The sequence below is a fragment of the Aeromonas sp. 25-248 genome (genome assembly GCF_053005425.1).
In genome coordinates, this window is the sequence record NZ_JBRKTB010000008.1 from 155,133 (window position 1) to 172,075 (window position 16,943).

Sequence of the window (16,943 nt, forward strand, 5' to 3'; positions counted from 1 at the left end):
TTCTGAATATGGACTAATACTTGAATGTGAAATGAATTTTAATAAATGCATTATTTTCAGATGGTTAGCGTTGGGTGTATTGAATGCAGGCCATCTTCTCCAACGTGCACAGGGAGTGCAATGTGAGAAACGATGCAGCTCAGGCAAGTGCCGGAATGATGATGTGGTTCATCAGCAGCAGTGCCTTTGCCAATGAGATCCGGTTCAACATGACGCGCGGGGCCACCGCCATCAGCCAGCAGGTCTATGACCTGCACATGACGATTTTCTATATCTGTTGCGTCATCGGTCTGCTCGTCTTCGGCATCATGTTCTGGTCCATCGTGCACCATCGAAGATCGCGCGGTGCCAAAGCCGCCCAGTTTCACGAAAGCACCCGCATCGAGTTGCTGTGGACGGCCATCCCCGTGTTGATACTGATCGCGATGGCGGCACCGGCAACCTCGACCCTGTTGAAGATGGAGGATACCTCCAAGGCCGATCTCACCGTCCTCGTCACTGGCTCACAATGGAAATGGCATTACAAATACCTCGAGTATCCGGTGGCGTTTTATTCCCTGCTGGCGACCAGCAAACAGCAGATCTCGGGTGATGCCCCCAAGGGCGGCAATTATCTGCTGGAGGTGGATAACCCTCTGGTGTTGCCGGTCGGCAAGAAGATCCGTTTCCTGATGACCTCGGACGATGTCATTCACTCCTGGTGGGTTCCCGCCTTCGCCGTGAAAAAAGATGCCAATCCTGGCTACATCAACGAGTCCTGGACCCGGATCGACAAGCCGGGCACCTATCGTGGGCAGTGCGCCGAGCTGTGCGGCAAGGATCACGGTTTCATGCCCGTGGTTGTGGTGGCCAAATCCGCAGAGGAGTTCGAGGCGTGGATTGCCAGGAAGGGAGACGAGCAGGCAACCGCCAAGGCACAGCAACAGGCGCAGGCAGCGGAGACCATGACGTTGCCACAAGCCATGGCGCTGGGGGAGAAAGTCTATCTGGGCCACTGTGCGGCCTGTCATCAGCCCGCGGGTACCGGATTGCCCGGCATCTTCCCGGCGCTCAATGGCAGCAAGGTGACCACACAGGCGGAGCATCGTGCCCAGCATCTGGATACTGTGTTGCACGGCCGGAGTGGTACGGCGATGCAACCTTTTGGCAAACAGTTGACGGCGAAGGAACTGGCCGCCGTCATTACCTATGAACGCAATGCCTGGGATAACAAGACCGGTGACCTTGTGCAGCCAGCCGAGGTGCAGTCCCTTCTCAATCCGGCCAATCCGGACAAGGACAAGTGAGGCGTCGGCATGAGTGATGGAATCACGGATACCCCGCACAGCGAACATGTCCACCAGCCAGCGGCCGGTCTGAGGCGCTGGCTCTACACCACCAATCACAAGGACATCGGTACCCTCTATCTGTGCTTTGCCCTCACCATGTTCTTTACCGGTGGCGCCATGGCCATGGTGATCCGGGCAGAACTGTTCCAGCCCGGACTGCAACTGGTGGAACCCCTGTTTTTCAACCAGATGACCACAGTACACGGCCTCATCATGGTCTTTGGTGCCGTCATGCCCGCCTTCACCGGCCTCGCCAACTGGCTGATCCCCATCATGATTGGGGCCCCTGACATGGCGCTGCCCCGCATGAACAACTGGAGCTTCTGGATCCTGCCGTTTGCTTTCCTCATCCTCCTGTCGAGCCTGTTTATGGAGGGAGGCGGCCCCAGTTCTGGCTGGACCTTCTATGCCCCCCTGTCTACCCAGTACAGCGGCAACAGCACGGCCCTGTTTGTCTTTGCCATTCACATCATGGGGATCTCCTCCATCATGGGGGCCATCAACGTCATCGTGACCATCTTCAACCTGCGGGCGCCGGGCATGGGCTGGATGGAGATGCCGCTGTTTGTCTGGACCTGGCTCATCACGGCGTTTCTGCTCATCGCTGTCATGCCGGTGCTGGCGGCTGCGGTGACCATGGTGCTGACGGACAAGTATTTCGGGACCAGTTTCTTCGATGCGGCCGGTGGGGGGGATCCTGTCCTGTTTCAGCACATTTTCTGGTTCTTCGGGCACCCGGAAGTCTACATCATGATATTGCCGGCTTTCGGCATCGTCTCCAGCATCATTCCGACCTTCTCCCGCAAGAAGCTGTTCGGTTATCGCTCCATGGTCTATGCCACCAGCAGCATCGCCTTGCTCTCCTTCATGGTCTGGGCTCACCACATGTTCACCACCGGATTGCCCGTGGTGGCGGAGCTGTTCTTCATGTACACCACCATGCTGATCGCGGTGCCGACAGGGGTAAAGGTGTTCAACTGGCTTGCCACCATGTGGCGTGGTTCTCTGACATTCGAGACCCCCATGCTGTTTGCCATCGCCTTCATCACTCTGTTCACCATTGGCGGTTTCTCCGGGCTGATGCTGGCCATGACACCGGCTGATTTTCAGTATCACGACACCTATTTCGTAGTGGCCCATTTCCACTATGTGCTGGTGACCGGTGCCGTCTTCTCGATCCTGGCCGCTGCCTACTACTGGTTGCCGAAATGGACGGGGCACATGTATGACGAGCGGCTCGGCCAATGGCATTTCTGGTGTTCGCTCGTCTCGGTCAATGTGCTGTTTTTCCCCATGCATTTTGTCGGGCTGGCGGGCATGCCTCGCCGCATTCCCGATTACGCCCTGCAATTTGCCGACTTCAACATGCTGATCAGCCTGGGGGGCTTTGCCTTCGGCCTGTCCCAACTGCTGTTTGTCTGGGGCGTGGTCAAATGCATCAGAGGCGGAGCCAAGGCGAGCGATCGGGTATGGGAGGGGGCCGAGGGGCTGGAATGGACGCTCTCCTCTCCCCCTCCTTATCACAGTTTCCAGACTCCGCCGGATATCCGGTCGGAAGAGCGTTAGGGAGGTCATATGACCCAGGTCAGTCATGCCCCCTTGCTCAGAAAACTGGCTCTGGTCGTGCTCGTCATGTTTGGTTTTGCCTTTGCGCTGGTGCCGCTTTATGACGTCTTCTGCCGGATCACCGGCCTCAATGGCAAGACGTCTGATCAAGCGGCCAGTACGGAGCGGGCGGTGATCGACAGCAAGCGGAGCATCCAGATCGAGTTTCTTGCTCATGCGGATACCCGGATGCCGTGGGAGTTCAGCGGTGAGACGACTCGGCTGTCGGTGCGGCCGGGGGAGGTGAAGATGGTCAACTTTCGGGTGTTCAATCCCACGGAGCGGACCATGGTGGGTCAGGCGGTCCCGTCGGTCTCTCCTGGTCCCGCCGCAGCCTATCTGAAGAAAGTGGAGTGTTTCTGTTTCAATCGCCAGGAGCTGAGGGCAGGGCAGAGCAAGCTGATGCCGCTCAAGTTCTATATCGATCCGGCACTACCGGACAGCATCAATACCATCACGCTTTCCTACTCGCTCTATGACATCACGGAGTCCGTACCTGCACCGGCACTCGCACAGAGGAAATGACCATGGCCAAGGTGAACCAGACCTATTATGTCCCGGACCAGAGTCGCTGGCCCATCATTGGTGCCATTGCACTGTTTTTCCTGGCGTTGGGGGCGGGACATCTGGTCAATGAAGTGGCGAGTGGGCAAACCGGTTTCGGCCGGTATCTGATGATGGCCGGTGTCGCCCTGCTGGCATTCATGTTGTTTGGCTGGTTCCGTCACATCATCCGGGAGTCCATGACCGGGCTCTACAGCGCCCAGATGGACAGATCCTTCAGGCAGGGCATGGTCTGGTTCATCTTCTCCGAAGTGATGTTCTTTCTGGCTTTTTTCGGAGTGCTGTTCTATGCCCGCCAGCTTGCGGTGCCCTGGCTGGATGGTGCGGGCCACAGGGTGATGACGGGCCAGCTGCTGTGGCCGGATTTCACCGCTCACTGGCCCCTGCTCAAGACGCCCGGCGGGGCCACGACCCAGGCCATGCCCTGGCAGGGGATCCCCCTCATCAATACCTTGATCCTGCTCGGCTCCTCCGTGACCCTGCTGTTTGCACACATGAGTCTGGAAAACGGCAGACGGATGCGGCTCAAGGGGATGTTGCTGGCCACCGTGGTGCTCGGGCTGACATTCCTGTGGTTTCAAGGCTATGAGTATCTGCATGCCTATCGGGATCTCGGGCTGCGGCTGGATTCCGGCATCTATGGCAATACCTTCTTCATTCTGACCGGGTTCCATGGACTGCACGTGCTGCTGGGCACCCTTTTCCTGACCATCATCTGGCTGCGCATCATGTTGAGGGATCATTTCACCCCACAGCGTCATTTCGCTTTCCAGGCTGCGGCCTGGTATTGGCACTTCGTCGATGTGGTCTGGCTCTGTCTGTTCGTCTTTGTCTACCTGCTTTGATGCCGTGCTCAGTAGGGGCGCGGGTTGGGTTCCAGCCAGCCCATCGCGAGAGAGAGCAGCAGTATGATGACCACCAGCAGGGAGAAGAAGACGCGCCGGCCCAGAGGTACCGACATCTTTTGCGTATTGCCTGGACTGAGCATCAGCCAGAGGGCGTGAAACAGCTGGCCGATGATGAGCAGCAGCATGAGTATCAGAACGACCTTGATCAACATCTTGGGATCCTCCTCGATATGCGCGATTCGGCTGCACGAGACAAGCGACGACCATGGCATCACAGACGCTGGTTCGTCTTGTTGTTCACTCTGGTGGTGACGGGCGGTTTGTGCAAGCTGGCGTTCTGGCAGTGGCAGCGCGGAATGGAAAAAACGGCCTGGCTGGCGCAGATGGCAAAGATGCAGCAGGCCGGGCCAAGGACATTGGCCCAGATCGACTGGCAACACCCGGAGTCACTGGATGGCCAGCCTCTGCAAGGGAAAGCCGAGTGGGTCAGCCCTTATGTCTGGTTGCTGGACAACCAGATCGTCAACGGGGAGGTTGGCTATGACGTGCTCATCCCGGTACGCGCAGAGGGGGGATCCTCACTGTTGCTGGTCAACCTGGGATGGGTGCCCGCGCCATCCGACAGGTCGCAATTGCCCAATCCCGCCATCCCCGCCGTAATGACCCTTGAAGGTGTTCTGCGCATGGCTCCCGGCGGCTTCCTGCTGGGACAGAACATAGAACCAGGCCCCTACCCGAACCGGCTGCAATCCATCAGGGTCGAGACCCTGCGACAGGCAATCGGAGCCCCGCTTGCAGACGCCGTGTTGTATCAAAGACGAACCCCATTCCTCTATCACTACCAGCACAATGTCATGCCTCCTGAAAAACACCGGGCCTATGCGGTGCAATGGCTCGGCTTGGCGCTGGTGGTTCTGTCAGGGGGGGTCATGCTGACGAGGAGGTGCTCCCCATGAGCGGATGGCGACGCTGGCGGGTGCCAGCGCTCTTTGCTGCGGTGATCCTGCTGCCTGTGGTGCTGGCGGCTCTGACTCTTCACCAGGGCTGGTATGAACCCGGCACGCGCAGCAAGGGGTACTGGCTGCACCAGGAGATCTACCTGTTGAAACCGCTTCCTGCCCATCAGCACCAATGGCGACTGGTCTATCTGGTGACCCCTCGCTGCGAGGGGCAATGCCGGCAGGTCCCCGCGCTGATGGCACGTATCCAGGCCGCACTTGGCCGTAATCTGGATAAGCTGGAGCTGGTCCAGTTGACGCCACCTCACGAGGCAAACAGTGAAATGAGGGAGGGGGATATACTGCTGGTGGACGCCCGCGGGCTGGCCATCTTGCGTTACGAGGTGCCCGGCAGCACGACGACCTGGCCGTTGCTTGGCAAGGCGGTACTGTCGGATCTGCAGCAACTGCTCAAGTATCAGCGTGGGGTGCAGTGACGATGCAGCCGGCATGGGACTCGCATCTTCTGGCTACTGCACGGTCAACGAGGCGGCATATGAAGATGCACAAGAGGCTGGCCTCCGTGGCCATTGCGCTGGCAGTACTGGTCATCGCGCTCGGTGCTTATACCCGGTTGACGGATGCCGGGTTGGCTTGCCCCGATTGGCCTGGTTGCTATGGTTCCCTGGCCATTCCCCGCGCCGAGCATGCGGAACTGGCGGCACAGCGCTATCCGGCCAGCCCGCTTGTTCCTCACAAGGCGCGCAGCGAGATGGTGCATCGCTACTTCGCCGGGGTGCTGGGAGGCGTGATTGTGCTCCTGTCCGGCTTGGGCTGGAGTACAGGCGGCCGACTGCGTCACCTCTCGCTCATCTTGCTGGTGCTGGTTGCAGGCCAGGCGGCGCTGGGTATGTGGACGGTGACCCTGGCCCTGCATCCCCTGGTGGTGACCACTCATCTGCTGGGCGGCTTCGCCATCCTGACCTTGCTTTGGCTCTATCGGGCCGAATTGGCAGGCTTCCCTTCACCCCCGCCCGTACACCAGGGTGTGTCCTGGCTTGGCAGCATGGCCTGTGGCGTGCTGCTGCTGCAGATCGCGCTGGGGGGCTGGACGTCGGCGAACTATGCGGCCATGGCGTGTGTGGAGTTTCCCTTGTGCCAGGGCGACTGGCAGGCAGAGCTGAATTGGGCGCAAGCCTTTCATCTCCCCCTGGGGCACGCCAGTTATGAGTTCGGCGTGCTGGGTAAGGAGGCGCGCCAGACCATTCACATCGCCCATCGCCTGGGAGCGCTGACCACGGCCTTGCTGGTGGGGGCTTTCGCCCTCGCGCTGCTCTGCCAGCGGCCCCCCCTGAGAGGGTTTGGCTGGTTGTTGCTGGGTCTGCTGACCGTGCAGATTGCCTTGGGATTGGCGAACGTCCATCTGGCCCTGCCGCTGGCCAACGCCCTTGCGCACAATCTGGTGGCAGCCCACCTGCTGGTCTGCTGTGTGCTGGCGCGCGGGAGGCTCTCTGTGCCTCATCACGACCCCTTGCGACCCCCTGGGATGGTCAGGAGCCGGACATGAATGGGAGAGTGCGGGCACAGCGCTTCGCCCTCCGCCGGGTGCGCGATTATTGTCAGTTGACCAAACCAAAGGTGGTCGCCCTGCTGCTCCTGACCGCCTGGGTGGGCATGCTGCTGGCCGAGCCGACACGCGCCTCTCTGGACGAAATGATACTGGGCCTGGCGGGGATTGGACTGCTCGCTGCCGGGGCGGCGGCCATGAACCATTCTCTGGATAGCGGCATCGATGCCCGGATGCCAAGAACGCGCTGGCGCCCGGTCGCCACGGGACGGATCACGCCGGGGCAGGCGATGAGTTTCGCGATCTGTCTGGCACTGTCGGGGTTTGTTCTGCTCCATTGGGGCGTGAATCCCCTGACTGCCTGGCTAACCCTGGCCAGCCTGTTCGGCTATGCGGTCGTCTATACCCTGCTGCTGAAGCGGGCCACGCCGCAGAATATCGTCATCGGCGGATTGGCGGGAGCCATGCCACCGCTCTTGGGCTGGACCAGCATCACGGGGCAGCTTTCGGCCGAGCCCTGGCTGCTGGTGATGATTATCTTTACCTGGACGCCGCCCCATTTCTGGTCTTTGGCCATCCACCGGCGCGATGACTATGCCGGTGCCGACATTCCCATGCTGCCGGTCACCCACGGCACCGATTTCACCAAGACCGCCATCCTGCTCTATCTGCTGATCCTGACGCTCGTCTGCCTGCTGCCCTATCTGATTGGTATGTCGGGGCTTGTCTACCTGGTCGGCAGTCTGGGGCTGAACCTTGGATTCTGCTGGCATGGCTGGTTGTTGAAATATGAGGAGCGCCCCGGCCAGGCGATGCGCACCTTCCGTTTCTCCATCTATCACCTGATGCTGCTGTTTGGTCTGCTGATTCTGGATCACCACTGGCTGTGGCGGTTGTCATGACGTTGATGCGGGTCGAGGTCGGGTGAATGGTGACGCTGCGTCGGTGCACAGCAGGGATGCACAGACCTGATGCAAAACAAGATGGCCCCAAGGGGCCACCTTGTTTTCAGGGGGACGGGAGCCTAGAGCTTGACCATGATATGCCGCGGCACCGTGTAGTCCTCCAGCGCGTAGAGGGAGAGATCTTTGCCGTAGCCGGACATCTTCATGCCGCCGTGGGGCATCTCGGAGGTGAGCATGAAGTGGGTGTTGATCCAGGTGCAGCCATATTGCAGGTGGCTGGCCACCTTGCTGGCAAGGCCGAGATCCCGGGTCCAGACCGAGCTGGCGAGGCCGTAGTCCGAGTCGTTGGCCCACTGCACCACCTGCTCGGCGTCGCTGAAGCGGGTCACCGACACCACGGGGCCGAATACCTCGCGCCGCACGATTTCATCCTCCTGACGGGCATGGGCGATCAGGGTCGGCTCGAAGAAGAAGCCGTTGCCGGGGCGGATCTTGCCCCCCGCCGTCACCTCCACGTGGCCGCTGCTCTGGGCCCGCTCCACGAAGCTGGCCACCCGGTTGCGCTGCCGGTCAGAGATGAGCGGCCCCATCTCCACCCCCTCCTCGCGCGGACCACCCACCTTGATGGAGGCCACCGCATCCGTCATGGCGGCGACAAACTTGTCGTAGATCTTGCCCTGGGCATAGATGCGGCAGGCGGCGGTGCAATCCTGGCCTGCGTTGTAGAAGCCGAAGGTGCGAATGCCCGCCACCACGGCCTCCAGGTCCGCGTCGTCGAAGATGATGACAGGCGCCTTGCCCCCCAGCTCAAGGTGGGTGCGCTTCATGGTGCGGGCGGCGCTCTGCAGGATCTTCTGGCCGGTGGCGATGTCACCGGTCAGAGACACCATGCGCACCAGCGGATGCTCCACCAGCGGCGCCCCCACGCTCTCGCCCCGGCCGCACACGATGTTGATGACGCCGCGCGGGAAGAGCTCGCTGGCGAGCTCCGCCAGGCGCAGGGCGGTGAGCGGGGTCTGTTCGGAGGGCTTGAGCACCACCGTATTGCCGGCGGCAAGCACCGGGGCCATCTTCCAGGCCGCCATCATCAACGGATAGTTCCAGGGGGCGATACTGCCCACCACCCCGATGGGGTCCCGGCGGATCATGCTGGTGTGCCCCTCGATGTACTCCCCCGCCAGCGGCCCCTGCAGGCAGCGGGCGGCGCCGGCGAAAAAGCGGAAGCAGTCCACCACCGCCGGCAGCTCGTCATTGAGCACCGCCAGATAGGGCTTGCCGCAGTTGAGGGATTCGAGCGCCGCAAACTCCTCGGCGTGGCGCTCGATGGCGTCGGCCAGGCGCAGCAGCAGGGTACTGCGGCTCGCCGGGGTTGTGCGGCTCCACTGGGCGAAGGCGCGCTGGGCACCGTTCACCGCCCGGTTCACCTGCTCGAACGAGGCTTCTGGCACCGAGGCGAGCAGCTCGCCGGTGGCCGGGTTGAGGATGGGCTCGGCCTGGCCGTCACCGGTGACGAACTGACCGTCGATCAAGAGTTGGGTAGAGAGTTTCATGGTTGCATCCTTGCGCACGCGTTGAGTCGTTATTTGCCACTGCCGGCGACGTCCTGGCCGTCGCGGGTGAGGTAGTAGGCAAGCAGAATGGGAATGGTGGTGAAGGCCACTATGATGAGCGCCACCACGTTGGTGACCGGCCTATCCCGTGGCCGGATCAGCTCCTGATACATCCAGATCGGCAGCGTGGTCTGCTGGCCAGCGGTGAAGGTGGTGACGATCACCTCGTCAAAGCTGAGGGCAAACGCCAGCATGCCCCCCGCCAGCAGCGCCGTGGCGAGGTTGGGCAGGATCACGTAGCGCAGGGTCTGGAAGCCGTCGGCACCGAGATCCATCGACGCCTCGATGAGGCTCTGGTTGGTGCGGCGAAAGCGCGCCAGGGCATTGTTGTAGACCACCACCACGCAGAAGGTGGCGTGACCTATGACGATGGTCCAGAAGCTGAAGGGGATCTCCATCACCCCGTAGGCGGAGCGCAGCGCGATACCGGTGACGATGCCGGGCAGGGCGATGGGCAGCACCAGCAACAGCGACACCACCTCCTGACCGAAGAAGCGGCTGCGGGCGATGGCCCCCGCCGCCAGGGTGCCGAGCACCATGGCGGCCAGCGTCGCCAGCCCCGCTACCTCCAGCGACAGCTGGATGGCGCGCCACACGTCGGGGCGGTTGAGGGTCACCTCGAACCACTTGAGGGTGAGCCCGGGGGGCGGGAACTGGTAGCTCTTGCTCTCGCTGGTGAAGGCATAGAGGAAGATGAACAGGATCGGAAAGTGCAGGAACAGGAGACCGCCGATGGCCGCGTACTTGAGCAGGCCGGAGGGCTGGCTGCCATGGTCCCGCTTCATGGAAGTATTAGAGCGCATCGAAGGCCCCCAAGCGTTTCGCGATGGTGAGGTAGATGGCGATGATGAGGATCGGCACCAGCGAGAAGGCGGCAGCGAAGGGCAGGTTGCCCGCCGTGCCCTGTTGCATGTAGACCACCTGACCTATGTACATGGTGGAGTTGCCTATGATGCCGGGGATGATGTAGTCCCCCAGCGTCAGGGAGAAGGTGAAGATGGAGCCCGCCACCACGCCGGGCAGGGCCAGCGGCAGGATCAGGGTGCGAAAGGTCTGGGCCGGGGTGGCGCCGAGATCGCCGCTCGCCTCCAGCAAGGAGCGCGGGATCCGCTCCACCGCCGCCTGGATAGGCAGGATCATGAAGGGCAGCCAGACGTAGACGAACACGATGAAGGTGCCGATGCGCGAGAACGACAGCGACGGTCCCCCGATCACCGGCAGCGAGAGGATGGCGTCCAGCAGCCAGTCCAGTCCCAGAGTATCTGCCAGCCAGCTGATGACCCCCTCCTTGGCCAGGATCAGCTTCCAGGCGTAGACCCGCACCAGATAGCTGGACCAGAGCGGCAGCATGATGCCGACGTAGAACAGGGCCCGGGTCTTGCCGCTGGTGTAGCGCGCCATGTAGTAGGCCACCGGAAAGCCGAGCAGGGCGCAGGCCAGAGTCACTAGCAGCGACATGCCGACGGTGCGCAGGATCACGTCCAGGTTCTCCGCCCGCAGCAGGGCGACGAAGTTCTGCAGCCCCAGTTCGTGGCGGATCTGGCCGCTGAACTCGTCCAGCCCGAAGAAGGCGTTGGAGAGCAGCATCAGCAGGGAGCCGACATAGATGATGCCAAGCCAGAGCAGCGGCGGCCCGAGCAGGACGGCCAGCAACAGACCCGGCCGCCCGTAGAGCAGGGTGGAAAGGCGCCGCAGCGGCCGATAGGAGAGGGGGGCAGTGGGTTGGCTCATGGCAAGGCTCGCACTGTGGGGGGCGCTCATGGTTGAGCTCTCTGAGGGGCGGTGTGCAGGCGATGGATCGCCTGCTCCGGCCAGCTGAGGCTGACCCGGGCGCCACGGGGCAGGCGGGCCTGGCCCTCGTTGGGGTGGTTGACGATAAGCTCGAGCTGCTCGCCGAGATCGACCCGGTAGCGCACGAAGGGGCCGAGATACTCCACCTCGCGCACTTCCCCGGACCAGCCCGGTGTGCCGGCCTCGGCGAGGCGGATCCGCTCCGGGCGCACCATCATCTGGCGCTCATCGCCGCACAGACGGCGGGCCTGCTCCCCCTCGAACAGGTTGACGGTGCCGACGAAGCGAGCGACGAAGGGGGTGGCGGGGGCGTCGTAGACAGTATCCGGCGCGGCGATCTGCTCGATCTTGCCCTGATTGAAGATGCAGATCCGGTCGCTCATGGAGAGCGCCTCCTGCTGATCGTGGGTGACGAAGATGAAGGTGATGCCGAGCTGGCGCTGCAAGGCTTTCAGTTCGAGCTGCATCTGCTCGCGCAGCTTGAGGTCGAGCGCCCCGAGCGGTTCGTCCAGCAGCAGGATGCGCGGCTGGTTGATCAGTGCCCGGGCGATGGCGATGCGTTGGCGCTGGCCGCCGGAGAGCTGGCCCGGCTTGCGGTTGCCGACGCCGGGCAGGCGCACCAGCTCCAGCATCTCGTCCACCTTGCGGTAACGCTCCGCCTTGGCGACGCCCTTGAGCATCAGGCCATAGCCGATGTTGTCGCGCACATCCATGTTGGGAAACAGGGCGTAGTCCTGAAACACGGTATTGAGGTTGCGATCGTAGGGGGGCACGGTGGAGCAGGGCTCGCCGAACAGCCGGATCTCCCCCTCGCTCGGGTATTCGAAGCCCGCAATCATCCGCAGGCAGGTGGTCTTGCCGGAACCGCTCGGCCCCAGCAGGGTGAAAAACTCGCCAGCCGGGATCTGGAAGGAGATGTCGTCGACCGCCTTCACCTCGCCATAGTTGCGGCTGACCCGGTCAAATTGTACGGCATTCATGGGGCGTCCTTGTCTGTGTGGGAAGCGGGCCGGACTCCTGTCCGGCCCCATATCGGCATTTACTGAGGCACCTCAGCGACCACCCAGGATGGCGATATAGTCCGAGACCCAGCGGTAGTAGGGCACGCAGGTTCCCTGGCTCTTGCACTGGGAGACGGGAGTACGCCAGAAGTGAACCCGATCGAAGTTGTCGATGCCGTTGGTCTTGCACCCCTCTTTTCCGAGCAGGGCATTGCCTTCGCAGGCGGCCGGCACCACGGGCACGGAGCCGAACCAGGAGGCGAGATCCCCCTGCAGCTTGTTGTTGAGGGAGTGCTCCAGCCATTTGTAGGCACAGGTGAGGTTCTTGGCCTCGCTGTGCACCATGCTGGTGTCGGCCCAGCCGGTGACCCCCTCCTTGGGCACCGTCGTGGCGATGGGCTGCTTGTCGGCGATCAGGGTATTGGCCTGGAACGGCCAGGAGCCGGAGGCCACCACCCCCTCGTTCTTGAAGTCATCGATCTGGACGAAGGCGTCGTGCCAGTAGCGTCCCACCAGCTTGCGCTGCTGGCGCAGGAGGTCGAGGGCGGCCTTGTACTGATCCTCGTTCAGCTCGTAGGGATCCTTGATGCCGAGCGCCGGCTGGTGGCTCATCAGATAGAGGGCGGCATCGGCGATGTGGATCGGGCCGTCAAATGCCTGCACCCGACCCTTGTTGGACTTGCCGTCCGGCAGGGTCTGCTCCTCGAACACCACGTTCCAGGAGTCGGGCGCCTTGGGGAACACCTTGGTGTTGTACATCAATATGTTGCCGCCCCACTGGTAGGGCACGCCATAGTGCTTGCCGTCCACCGTGTGCCAGGGGGCATTCTGCAGGCGGGGGTCTATCTTGCCGTAGCTCGGGATGAGCGCCAGGTTGAGTGCCTGCACCTTGCCGCCGGCGATGAGGCGCAGGCTGGCGTCGCCGGAGGCGGTCACCAGATCGAAGCCCCCCTCGTTCATCAGCGCCACCATCTCGTCCGAGGTGGCGGCCGTCTTGACGTTGACCTTGCAGCCGGTCTCTTTCTCGAAGCCGGTCACCCAGTCGTAGTTCTTGTCGGTCTCGCCGCGCTCCACGTAGCCGGCCCAGGCCACGATGTTGAGCTGGCCTTCACCCTTGCCGAGGGTGGTGGGGGCAGCCTGGACCTGGCTTGCCAGCAGCGCCGGGATCAGGGCCAGGGTCAGAGGGGTCAATTTCATCTTGCTCTCCTTGCATGATTGGCAACCGTGGCGGCGCCACAGTAGGCATTAACATCCTGTTAACCAGTCATGAGCGTAGGAGAAGCCGGGAGCAATGAGAATTTCAATTTTTAACGGCTTGGGTATCTGTAAAATCGATATCGAGTGCGGATGAATCTGATTTTTTTGCCGGAGTCACGGCTGTTCAGGCTCAGTCCTAGCGGGGGAGGTGCTGGCGGGCCCGTAGCCGGCTCTGATCTCTGGCGATGTCGATGAACTCGCGTGCGGCCCAGTCAAGGCGCGAGCCGCGCCGCCACACCAGACCGATGTCGATGGCGGGGATGGGCTCCTTGATGGCGCGGGCCTCGACCCGCTCTTGCTCCAGCGACCAGGGGCGGTAGGCAAAGTCCGGCAGCAGGGCGAGCCCGAGCTGGCTCGCCACCAGGCTGCGCACCGCTTCTACCGAGGCGGTCCGCAGCACGATGCGCGGCGCGATGCCGTAGCGGCGCAGGCCGCCGCCGATGATCTGGTCAAGCTGGTCGGCGGTCAGCGAGATCATGGGCTCCTCGCCGAGCGCCTTGAGGGAGAGGGTCGACTCGGCGCAGAGGGGGTGGTTGGCGGCGAGCCAGACCCGCAGCGGCGAGCGGGTCAGCAGCTCGGTATCGAACGCCTCCTGGCGGATGGTGCGGTTGGTCATCAGGATCCCCACATCCACCTCGCCGTTGACGATCTGGTGTTCGAGATAGGGCTGCTCATCCTCCTTCACCTCGATCTGTACCGCCGGGAAGGCGCGGCGAAAGCGGCCGAGGGCCTCCGAGAGGTAGTAGCCTGCCACCAGCGTGGTTACGCCTATAGTAAGCCGCCCCTGATCCTGCTGGGCCACCGCCTTGAGGGACTGGCCGGCTTCGGTCATGGCGCTTAGGATGCGACGGGCGTGCAGCAGAAACTGGTGGCCCTGAGTGGTGAGGCTGACCCCGCGCGGATTGCGCTCGAACAGGGCGGCGCCGAGCTCGGTCTCCAGCTCGCGGATGGCGCTGGTGACCGCCGACTGGGAGATGTGCAGCTCGGCGGCTGCGCGGCTCACCGAGAAGCTGTCGGCCACCGCCACGAAATAGCGGATCTGGCGAAAGGTGAAGTTCATCTGGGCGTCCTGCCACGTGCGATCAAGGTGAGTGCCAGCTTAACCTCGAATCATACCCAGACAAAAGGCGCCGTGATGGCGCCTTTGTCATTGTTTTTCCGGAAATTAGCGGGCTGTCACCGCCTCTGTTACCGGTACACGGTTCACTCCCTTGCCCAGATAGGCGAGGGTGATGGTCACTATGATGCAGGTGAAGCTGAGCCACATGTAGGGCAGGTAGTCGAGGGTCGCCACCCCCAGTACCCCGGCCATGAAGATGCCGTTGTCGCTCCAGGGCACCATGCCGCAGGTGAGGGTGCCGCCAAACTCAGCGTTGCGGGAGAGGTTCTTGCGCGCAAGCCCCAGCCGGTCGTAGTTCTTGGCCATGATCTTGGGGGTCAGGATCAGGGACACATACATGGCGGAACCGAACACGTTGGCCAGGAAGGCGGTGCCTATGGTGTGGCTGGTCAGGCTGCCGGCGCTGTTGATGCGCTTCTCGAAGGCGCTGGCGATCACTTCCAGGATGCCGACCTTCTCCAGCAGACCGCCGAAGCCCAAGCCGAAGATGATGACGGCCACTGAGCCCAGCATGGACTCCATGCCGCCGCGGCCGAGGATGTTGTCGATGAAATCGACGCCGGAGGTGATGGCAAACGGGCTGTAGGCGGAGTGCATGGCCTTCACCGGATCCATGTCCTGGAAGAGGATGGCCCAGACAAGACCCAGCAGGGCGCCGAAGCTGATCACCGGGAAGGCGGGCTTGCGGTTGGCCAACAGGCCCAGCACCAGCACCACGGGCACTATGGCCATGGGGGTGATGTTGAACTGCTTGTCGAGGGCGTCCATCACCAAATTGACCTGCTCCAGGCTGACGTTGCCGGAGTACTGCATGCCGACCACGGTGAACAGGGCGGCGGTGATGACGTAGGAGAACAGGCTGATGGGCAGCATCCCCTTGATGTGTTCCATCACGTCGACGTTGGACATGGTCGAGGCCAGCACCACGGAGTCGGAGAGTGGGGAGAGCTTGTCACCGAAGTAGACGCCGGAGAGCACGGCACCGGCTACCAGCGGCGCGGGTACCCCCAGGCTGTGGCCTATACCCATCATGGCGATGCCGGCGGTGGCCGCCGAGCCCCAGGAGGTGCCGGTGGCCAGCGAGGTGAGAGAGCAGATGATCAGGGTCGCCAGCAGGAAGATGGAGGGGTGTATCACCTTGAGGCCGAAGTAGATGATGCTGGGGACGATACCGCCGGCAATCCAGGTGCCCACCAGGGCACCGACGGAGATCAGTATCAGGATGGCCCCCATCCCCTTGGCGACGCCGTCGACTGCCGCCTGCTCCAGGGATTTGTAATCGTGGCCGAGCTTGATGCCGAGTCCCATGATGACGAACCAGGCGATGAATAGTGCCAGCTGGATTGGCAGATCCAGCACGCTGGTGAAGGAGAAGGCCAGGGCCAGGAAAATGGCCAGGCAGGCAAATACTTGCGACATGCCCGGCAATCGGATGTGGTGTTGTTGGTTTTGCATAGACGCTCCCTAAACTCTTGCTCGCCAAGGTCAGCCCCTCTCGTCCTGCGGATGCGTCGATCCCGAGAGGCTTACCAAAAGAGGGCGCAATCTACCATAAAGCGGAGGTGTAAAATCCCTGCTCATTCGGCAAAACAGCTTTAAAATTTTAAAATCCCACAAAATAGTTGATCTAATCGGCATTTTTCACTGTTCAATCGACACCGTTTGATAGCCGGAGATCCATAGGCAAGTTCGATTGCAGATGGCGACACCAAAGATGATAATGGTTATCATTAATGTTTTTCGGACTAATGCCAATGAACTGGATAGCACGCGCTCTGCTCTTGGCCGCCCTTCTGGCGGTGCTGGTCTGGGGTCAGGAGAAGGAATACGGGTTCTGGAGTCTGGGGTTCTTGCTGGCTGCCTGGGTCATGCTGGAACCCAGGCTGAGACCGGTGTTGATCCTGCTGCCGGTTGCGGGAATGACAGGGGTCGTCACTCTGCTCTGGCAGCAGGGCTGGCATTAAGCCTGGCGAGTGGGGACGGCCTGGATCTTGTCGTAGGCCTGGCGCAGGGAGGCGATGACCTTCTTCTCCATCTCGCTGCGTTCGGCGTCTGTCGTGAAGTAGATCATGTCGACATCGTGGCGGATGTAGTGGGAAGGAAGCTGGTTGAGTGTCAGGCAGCAGAGGTCTGCCAGCTGATAGGGGGTCAATGTTCGAGCCAACCCCTGTTTTTCTATCTCCTTGAGCACCAGATGCTCATAGAAGTTGTGAATATCGGTATCCAGGATCATGAGAAAACCCCCGTGGTGGCGCAGCATCTTCAACAGCATAGCCATGGGGCATGAAAACACAAAAGGCCCGTTACTCTCGTAACGGGCCTTTGCAGAATGATGGTGCGAAGAGAGGGACTCGAACCCTCACATCCGTGGGACACTAACACCTGAAGCTAGCGCGTCTACCAATTCCG

At 61.9% G+C, this 16,943-nt stretch carries 18 protein-coding genes; 9 read left to right on the forward strand and 9 right to left on the reverse strand.

The features are described from left to right. Window positions 1–155: 155 nt before the first annotated feature. Genes coxB through ACVDHI_RS13445 form a run of 4 tightly spaced genes read left to right on the forward strand, consistent with a single transcriptional unit; the run spans window position 156 to window position 4,342 of the window. Complete coding sequence (gene coxB, locus ACVDHI_RS13430; protein WP_447212167.1) at window positions 156–1,286, forward strand: cytochrome c oxidase subunit II; 1,131 nt, start codon at window positions 156–158, stop codon at window positions 1,284–1,286. A gap of 9 nt (window positions 1,287–1,295) precedes the next feature. Beyond that, window positions 1,296–2,894 (forward strand): cytochrome c oxidase subunit I, encoded by a 1,599-nt coding sequence (ctaD, locus tag ACVDHI_RS13435; protein WP_041211746.1) that lies wholly within the window; start codon window positions 1,296–1,298, stop codon window positions 2,892–2,894. Between the two features lie 9 nt (window positions 2,895–2,903). Beyond that, the gene (locus ACVDHI_RS13440) at window positions 2,904–3,458 is read left to right on the forward strand and encodes a cytochrome c oxidase assembly protein (RefSeq protein ID WP_039039711.1); all 555 of its coding nucleotides are present in this window, start codon (window positions 2,904–2,906) and stop codon (window positions 3,456–3,458) included. Between the two features lie 2 nt (window positions 3,459–3,460). Continuing rightward, window positions 3,461–4,342: a cytochrome c oxidase subunit 3 gene (locus ACVDHI_RS13445; protein WP_042864889.1), complete on the forward strand. Its 882-nt coding sequence runs from the start codon at window positions 3,461–3,463 to the stop codon at window positions 4,340–4,342. A gap of 8 nt (window positions 4,343–4,350) precedes the next feature. On the opposite strand, the gene ACVDHI_RS13450 is transcribed toward ACVDHI_RS13445, so the two are convergent. Further along, window positions 4,351–4,557 carry a DUF2909 family protein gene (locus ACVDHI_RS13450; protein ID WP_201894603.1) on the reverse strand — a complete coding sequence of 69 codons (207 nt, stop codon included), beginning with the start codon at window positions 4,555–4,557 and terminating at the stop codon, window positions 4,351–4,353. Between the two features lie 78 nt (window positions 4,558–4,635). Between ACVDHI_RS13450 and ACVDHI_RS13455 the strand changes: the two genes are divergently transcribed. The 4 genes from ACVDHI_RS13455 to cyoE are packed head-to-tail and all read left to right on the forward strand — an operon-like array spanning window position 4,636 to window position 7,752. Continuing rightward, complete coding sequence (locus tag ACVDHI_RS13455) at window positions 4,636–5,301, forward strand: SURF1 family protein (RefSeq protein WP_447212168.1); 666 nt, start codon at window positions 4,636–4,638, stop codon at window positions 5,299–5,301. Then, window positions 5,298–5,780 carry a hypothetical protein gene (locus ACVDHI_RS13460; protein WP_182935203.1) on the forward strand — a complete coding sequence of 161 codons (483 nt, stop codon included), beginning with the start codon at window positions 5,298–5,300 and terminating at the stop codon, window positions 5,778–5,780. Before ACVDHI_RS13455 ends, ACVDHI_RS13460 begins: the two co-directional genes overlap by 4 nt. Before the next feature lie 59 nt (window positions 5,781–5,839). Further along, window positions 5,840–6,850, forward strand: coding sequence for a COX15/CtaA family protein (locus ACVDHI_RS13465; RefSeq protein ID WP_201894604.1), 1,011 nt, complete (start codon window positions 5,840–5,842; stop codon window positions 6,848–6,850). Further along, window positions 6,847–7,752, forward strand: a complete 906-nt coding sequence (cyoE, locus tag ACVDHI_RS13470; protein WP_324021780.1) for a heme o synthase — start codon at window positions 6,847–6,849, stop codon at window positions 7,750–7,752. The genes ACVDHI_RS13465 and cyoE overlap by 4 nt, the downstream gene beginning before the upstream one ends. A gap of 122 nt (window positions 7,753–7,874) precedes the next feature. Here cyoE and ACVDHI_RS13475 read toward each other — a convergent pair whose 3' ends face one another. The 7 genes from ACVDHI_RS13475 to nhaC form a co-directional block, all read right to left on the reverse strand. Further along, window positions 7,875–9,305, reverse strand: a complete 1,431-nt coding sequence (locus ACVDHI_RS13475; protein WP_223377358.1) for a gamma-aminobutyraldehyde dehydrogenase — start codon at window positions 9,303–9,305, stop codon at window positions 7,875–7,877. Window positions 9,306–9,334: 29 nt separating this feature from the next. Continuing rightward, complete coding sequence (locus ACVDHI_RS13480) at window positions 9,335–10,150, reverse strand: ABC transporter permease (RefSeq protein ID WP_019840685.1); 816 nt, start codon at window positions 10,148–10,150, stop codon at window positions 9,335–9,337. A gap of 7 nt (window positions 10,151–10,157) precedes the next feature. Beyond that, window positions 10,158–11,126, reverse strand: a complete 969-nt coding sequence (locus ACVDHI_RS13485; RefSeq protein WP_447212169.1) for an ABC transporter permease — start codon at window positions 11,124–11,126, stop codon at window positions 10,158–10,160. Beyond that, window positions 11,123–12,136, reverse strand: coding sequence for an ABC transporter ATP-binding protein (locus ACVDHI_RS13490; RefSeq protein ID WP_109111763.1), 1,014 nt, complete (start codon window positions 12,134–12,136; stop codon window positions 11,123–11,125). The genes ACVDHI_RS13485 and ACVDHI_RS13490 overlap by 4 nt, the downstream gene beginning before the upstream one ends. Before the next feature lie 72 nt (window positions 12,137–12,208). Beyond that, window positions 12,209–13,354 (reverse strand): ABC transporter substrate-binding protein, encoded by a 1,146-nt coding sequence (locus ACVDHI_RS13495; protein WP_039039701.1) that lies wholly within the window; start codon window positions 13,352–13,354, stop codon window positions 12,209–12,211. Window positions 13,355–13,550: 196 nt separating this feature from the next. Next, window positions 13,551–14,474, reverse strand: coding sequence for a LysR family transcriptional regulator (locus ACVDHI_RS13500; RefSeq protein ID WP_069651945.1), 924 nt, complete (start codon window positions 14,472–14,474; stop codon window positions 13,551–13,553). Window positions 14,475–14,579: 105 nt separating this feature from the next. Beyond that, a complete protein-coding gene (gene nhaC / locus ACVDHI_RS13505; protein ID WP_223931664.1) occupies window positions 14,580–15,989 on the reverse strand; it encodes a Na+/H+ antiporter NhaC in 1,410 nt (469 codons plus the stop codon). A 299-nt stretch (window positions 15,990–16,288) separates the two neighbouring features. Here nhaC and ACVDHI_RS13510 point away from each other — a divergent pair, with 299 nt between their 5' ends. After that, entirely contained in the window at window positions 16,289–16,498 is a 210-nt protein-coding gene (locus ACVDHI_RS13510; RefSeq protein WP_010675758.1) for a hypothetical protein, read from the forward strand. On the opposite strand, the gene ACVDHI_RS13515 is transcribed toward ACVDHI_RS13510, so the two are convergent. Beyond that, the gene (locus ACVDHI_RS13515; RefSeq protein WP_029314828.1) at window positions 16,495–16,767 is read right to left on the reverse strand and encodes a late competence development ComFB family protein; all 273 of its coding nucleotides are present in this window, start codon (window positions 16,765–16,767) and stop codon (window positions 16,495–16,497) included. The genes ACVDHI_RS13510 and ACVDHI_RS13515 overlap by 4 nt on opposite strands. Window positions 16,768–16,943 lie beyond the last annotated feature (176 nt).

What these genes read in the sequence shown, in the direction of transcription:
- ACVDHI_RS13515 (WP_029314828.1), bottom strand. Translation starts at nt 16,767, where the DNA reads ATGATCCTGGATACCGATATTCACAACTTCTATGAGCATCTGGTGCTC.
- ACVDHI_RS13460 (WP_182935203.1), top strand. Translation starts at nt 5,298, where the DNA reads ATGAGCGGATGGCGACGCTGGCGGGTGCCAGCGCTCTTTGCTGCGGTG.
- ctaD (WP_041211746.1), top strand. Translation starts at nt 1,296, where the DNA reads ATGAGTGATGGAATCACGGATACCCCGCACAGCGAACATGTCCACCAG.
- coxB (WP_447212167.1), top strand. Translation starts at nt 156, where the DNA reads ATGATGATGTGGTTCATCAGCAGCAGTGCCTTTGCCAATGAGATCCGG.
- ACVDHI_RS13440 (WP_039039711.1), top strand. Translation starts at nt 2,904, where the DNA reads ATGACCCAGGTCAGTCATGCCCCCTTGCTCAGAAAACTGGCTCTGGTC.
- cyoE (WP_324021780.1), top strand. Translation starts at nt 6,847, where the DNA reads ATGAATGGGAGAGTGCGGGCACAGCGCTTCGCCCTCCGCCGGGTGCGC.
- ACVDHI_RS13510 (WP_010675758.1), top strand. Translation starts at nt 16,289, where the DNA reads ATGAACTGGATAGCACGCGCTCTGCTCTTGGCCGCCCTTCTGGCGGTG.
- ACVDHI_RS13480 (WP_019840685.1), bottom strand. Translation starts at nt 10,150, where the DNA reads ATGAAGCGGGACCATGGCAGCCAGCCCTCCGGCCTGCTCAAGTACGCG.
- ACVDHI_RS13445 (WP_042864889.1), top strand. Translation starts at nt 3,461, where the DNA reads ATGGCCAAGGTGAACCAGACCTATTATGTCCCGGACCAGAGTCGCTGG.
- ACVDHI_RS13490 (WP_109111763.1), bottom strand. Translation starts at nt 12,136, where the DNA reads ATGAATGCCGTACAATTTGACCGGGTCAGCCGCAACTATGGCGAGGTG.
- nhaC (WP_223931664.1), bottom strand. Translation starts at nt 15,989, where the DNA reads ATGCAAAACCAACAACACCACATCCGATTGCCGGGCATGTCGCAAGTA.
- ACVDHI_RS13500 (WP_069651945.1), bottom strand. Translation starts at nt 14,474, where the DNA reads ATGAACTTCACCTTTCGCCAGATCCGCTATTTCGTGGCGGTGGCCGAC.
- ACVDHI_RS13465 (WP_201894604.1), top strand. Translation starts at nt 5,840, where the DNA reads ATGAAGATGCACAAGAGGCTGGCCTCCGTGGCCATTGCGCTGGCAGTA.
- ACVDHI_RS13495 (WP_039039701.1), bottom strand. Translation starts at nt 13,354, where the DNA reads ATGAAATTGACCCCTCTGACCCTGGCCCTGATCCCGGCGCTGCTGGCA.
- ACVDHI_RS13485 (WP_447212169.1), bottom strand. Translation starts at nt 11,126, where the DNA reads ATGAGCGCCCCCCACAGTGCGAGCCTTGCCATGAGCCAACCCACTGCC.
- ACVDHI_RS13450 (WP_201894603.1), bottom strand. Translation starts at nt 4,557, where the DNA reads ATGTTGATCAAGGTCGTTCTGATACTCATGCTGCTGCTCATCATCGGC.
- ACVDHI_RS13475 (WP_223377358.1), bottom strand. Translation starts at nt 9,305, where the DNA reads ATGAAACTCTCTACCCAACTCTTGATCGACGGTCAGTTCGTCACCGGT.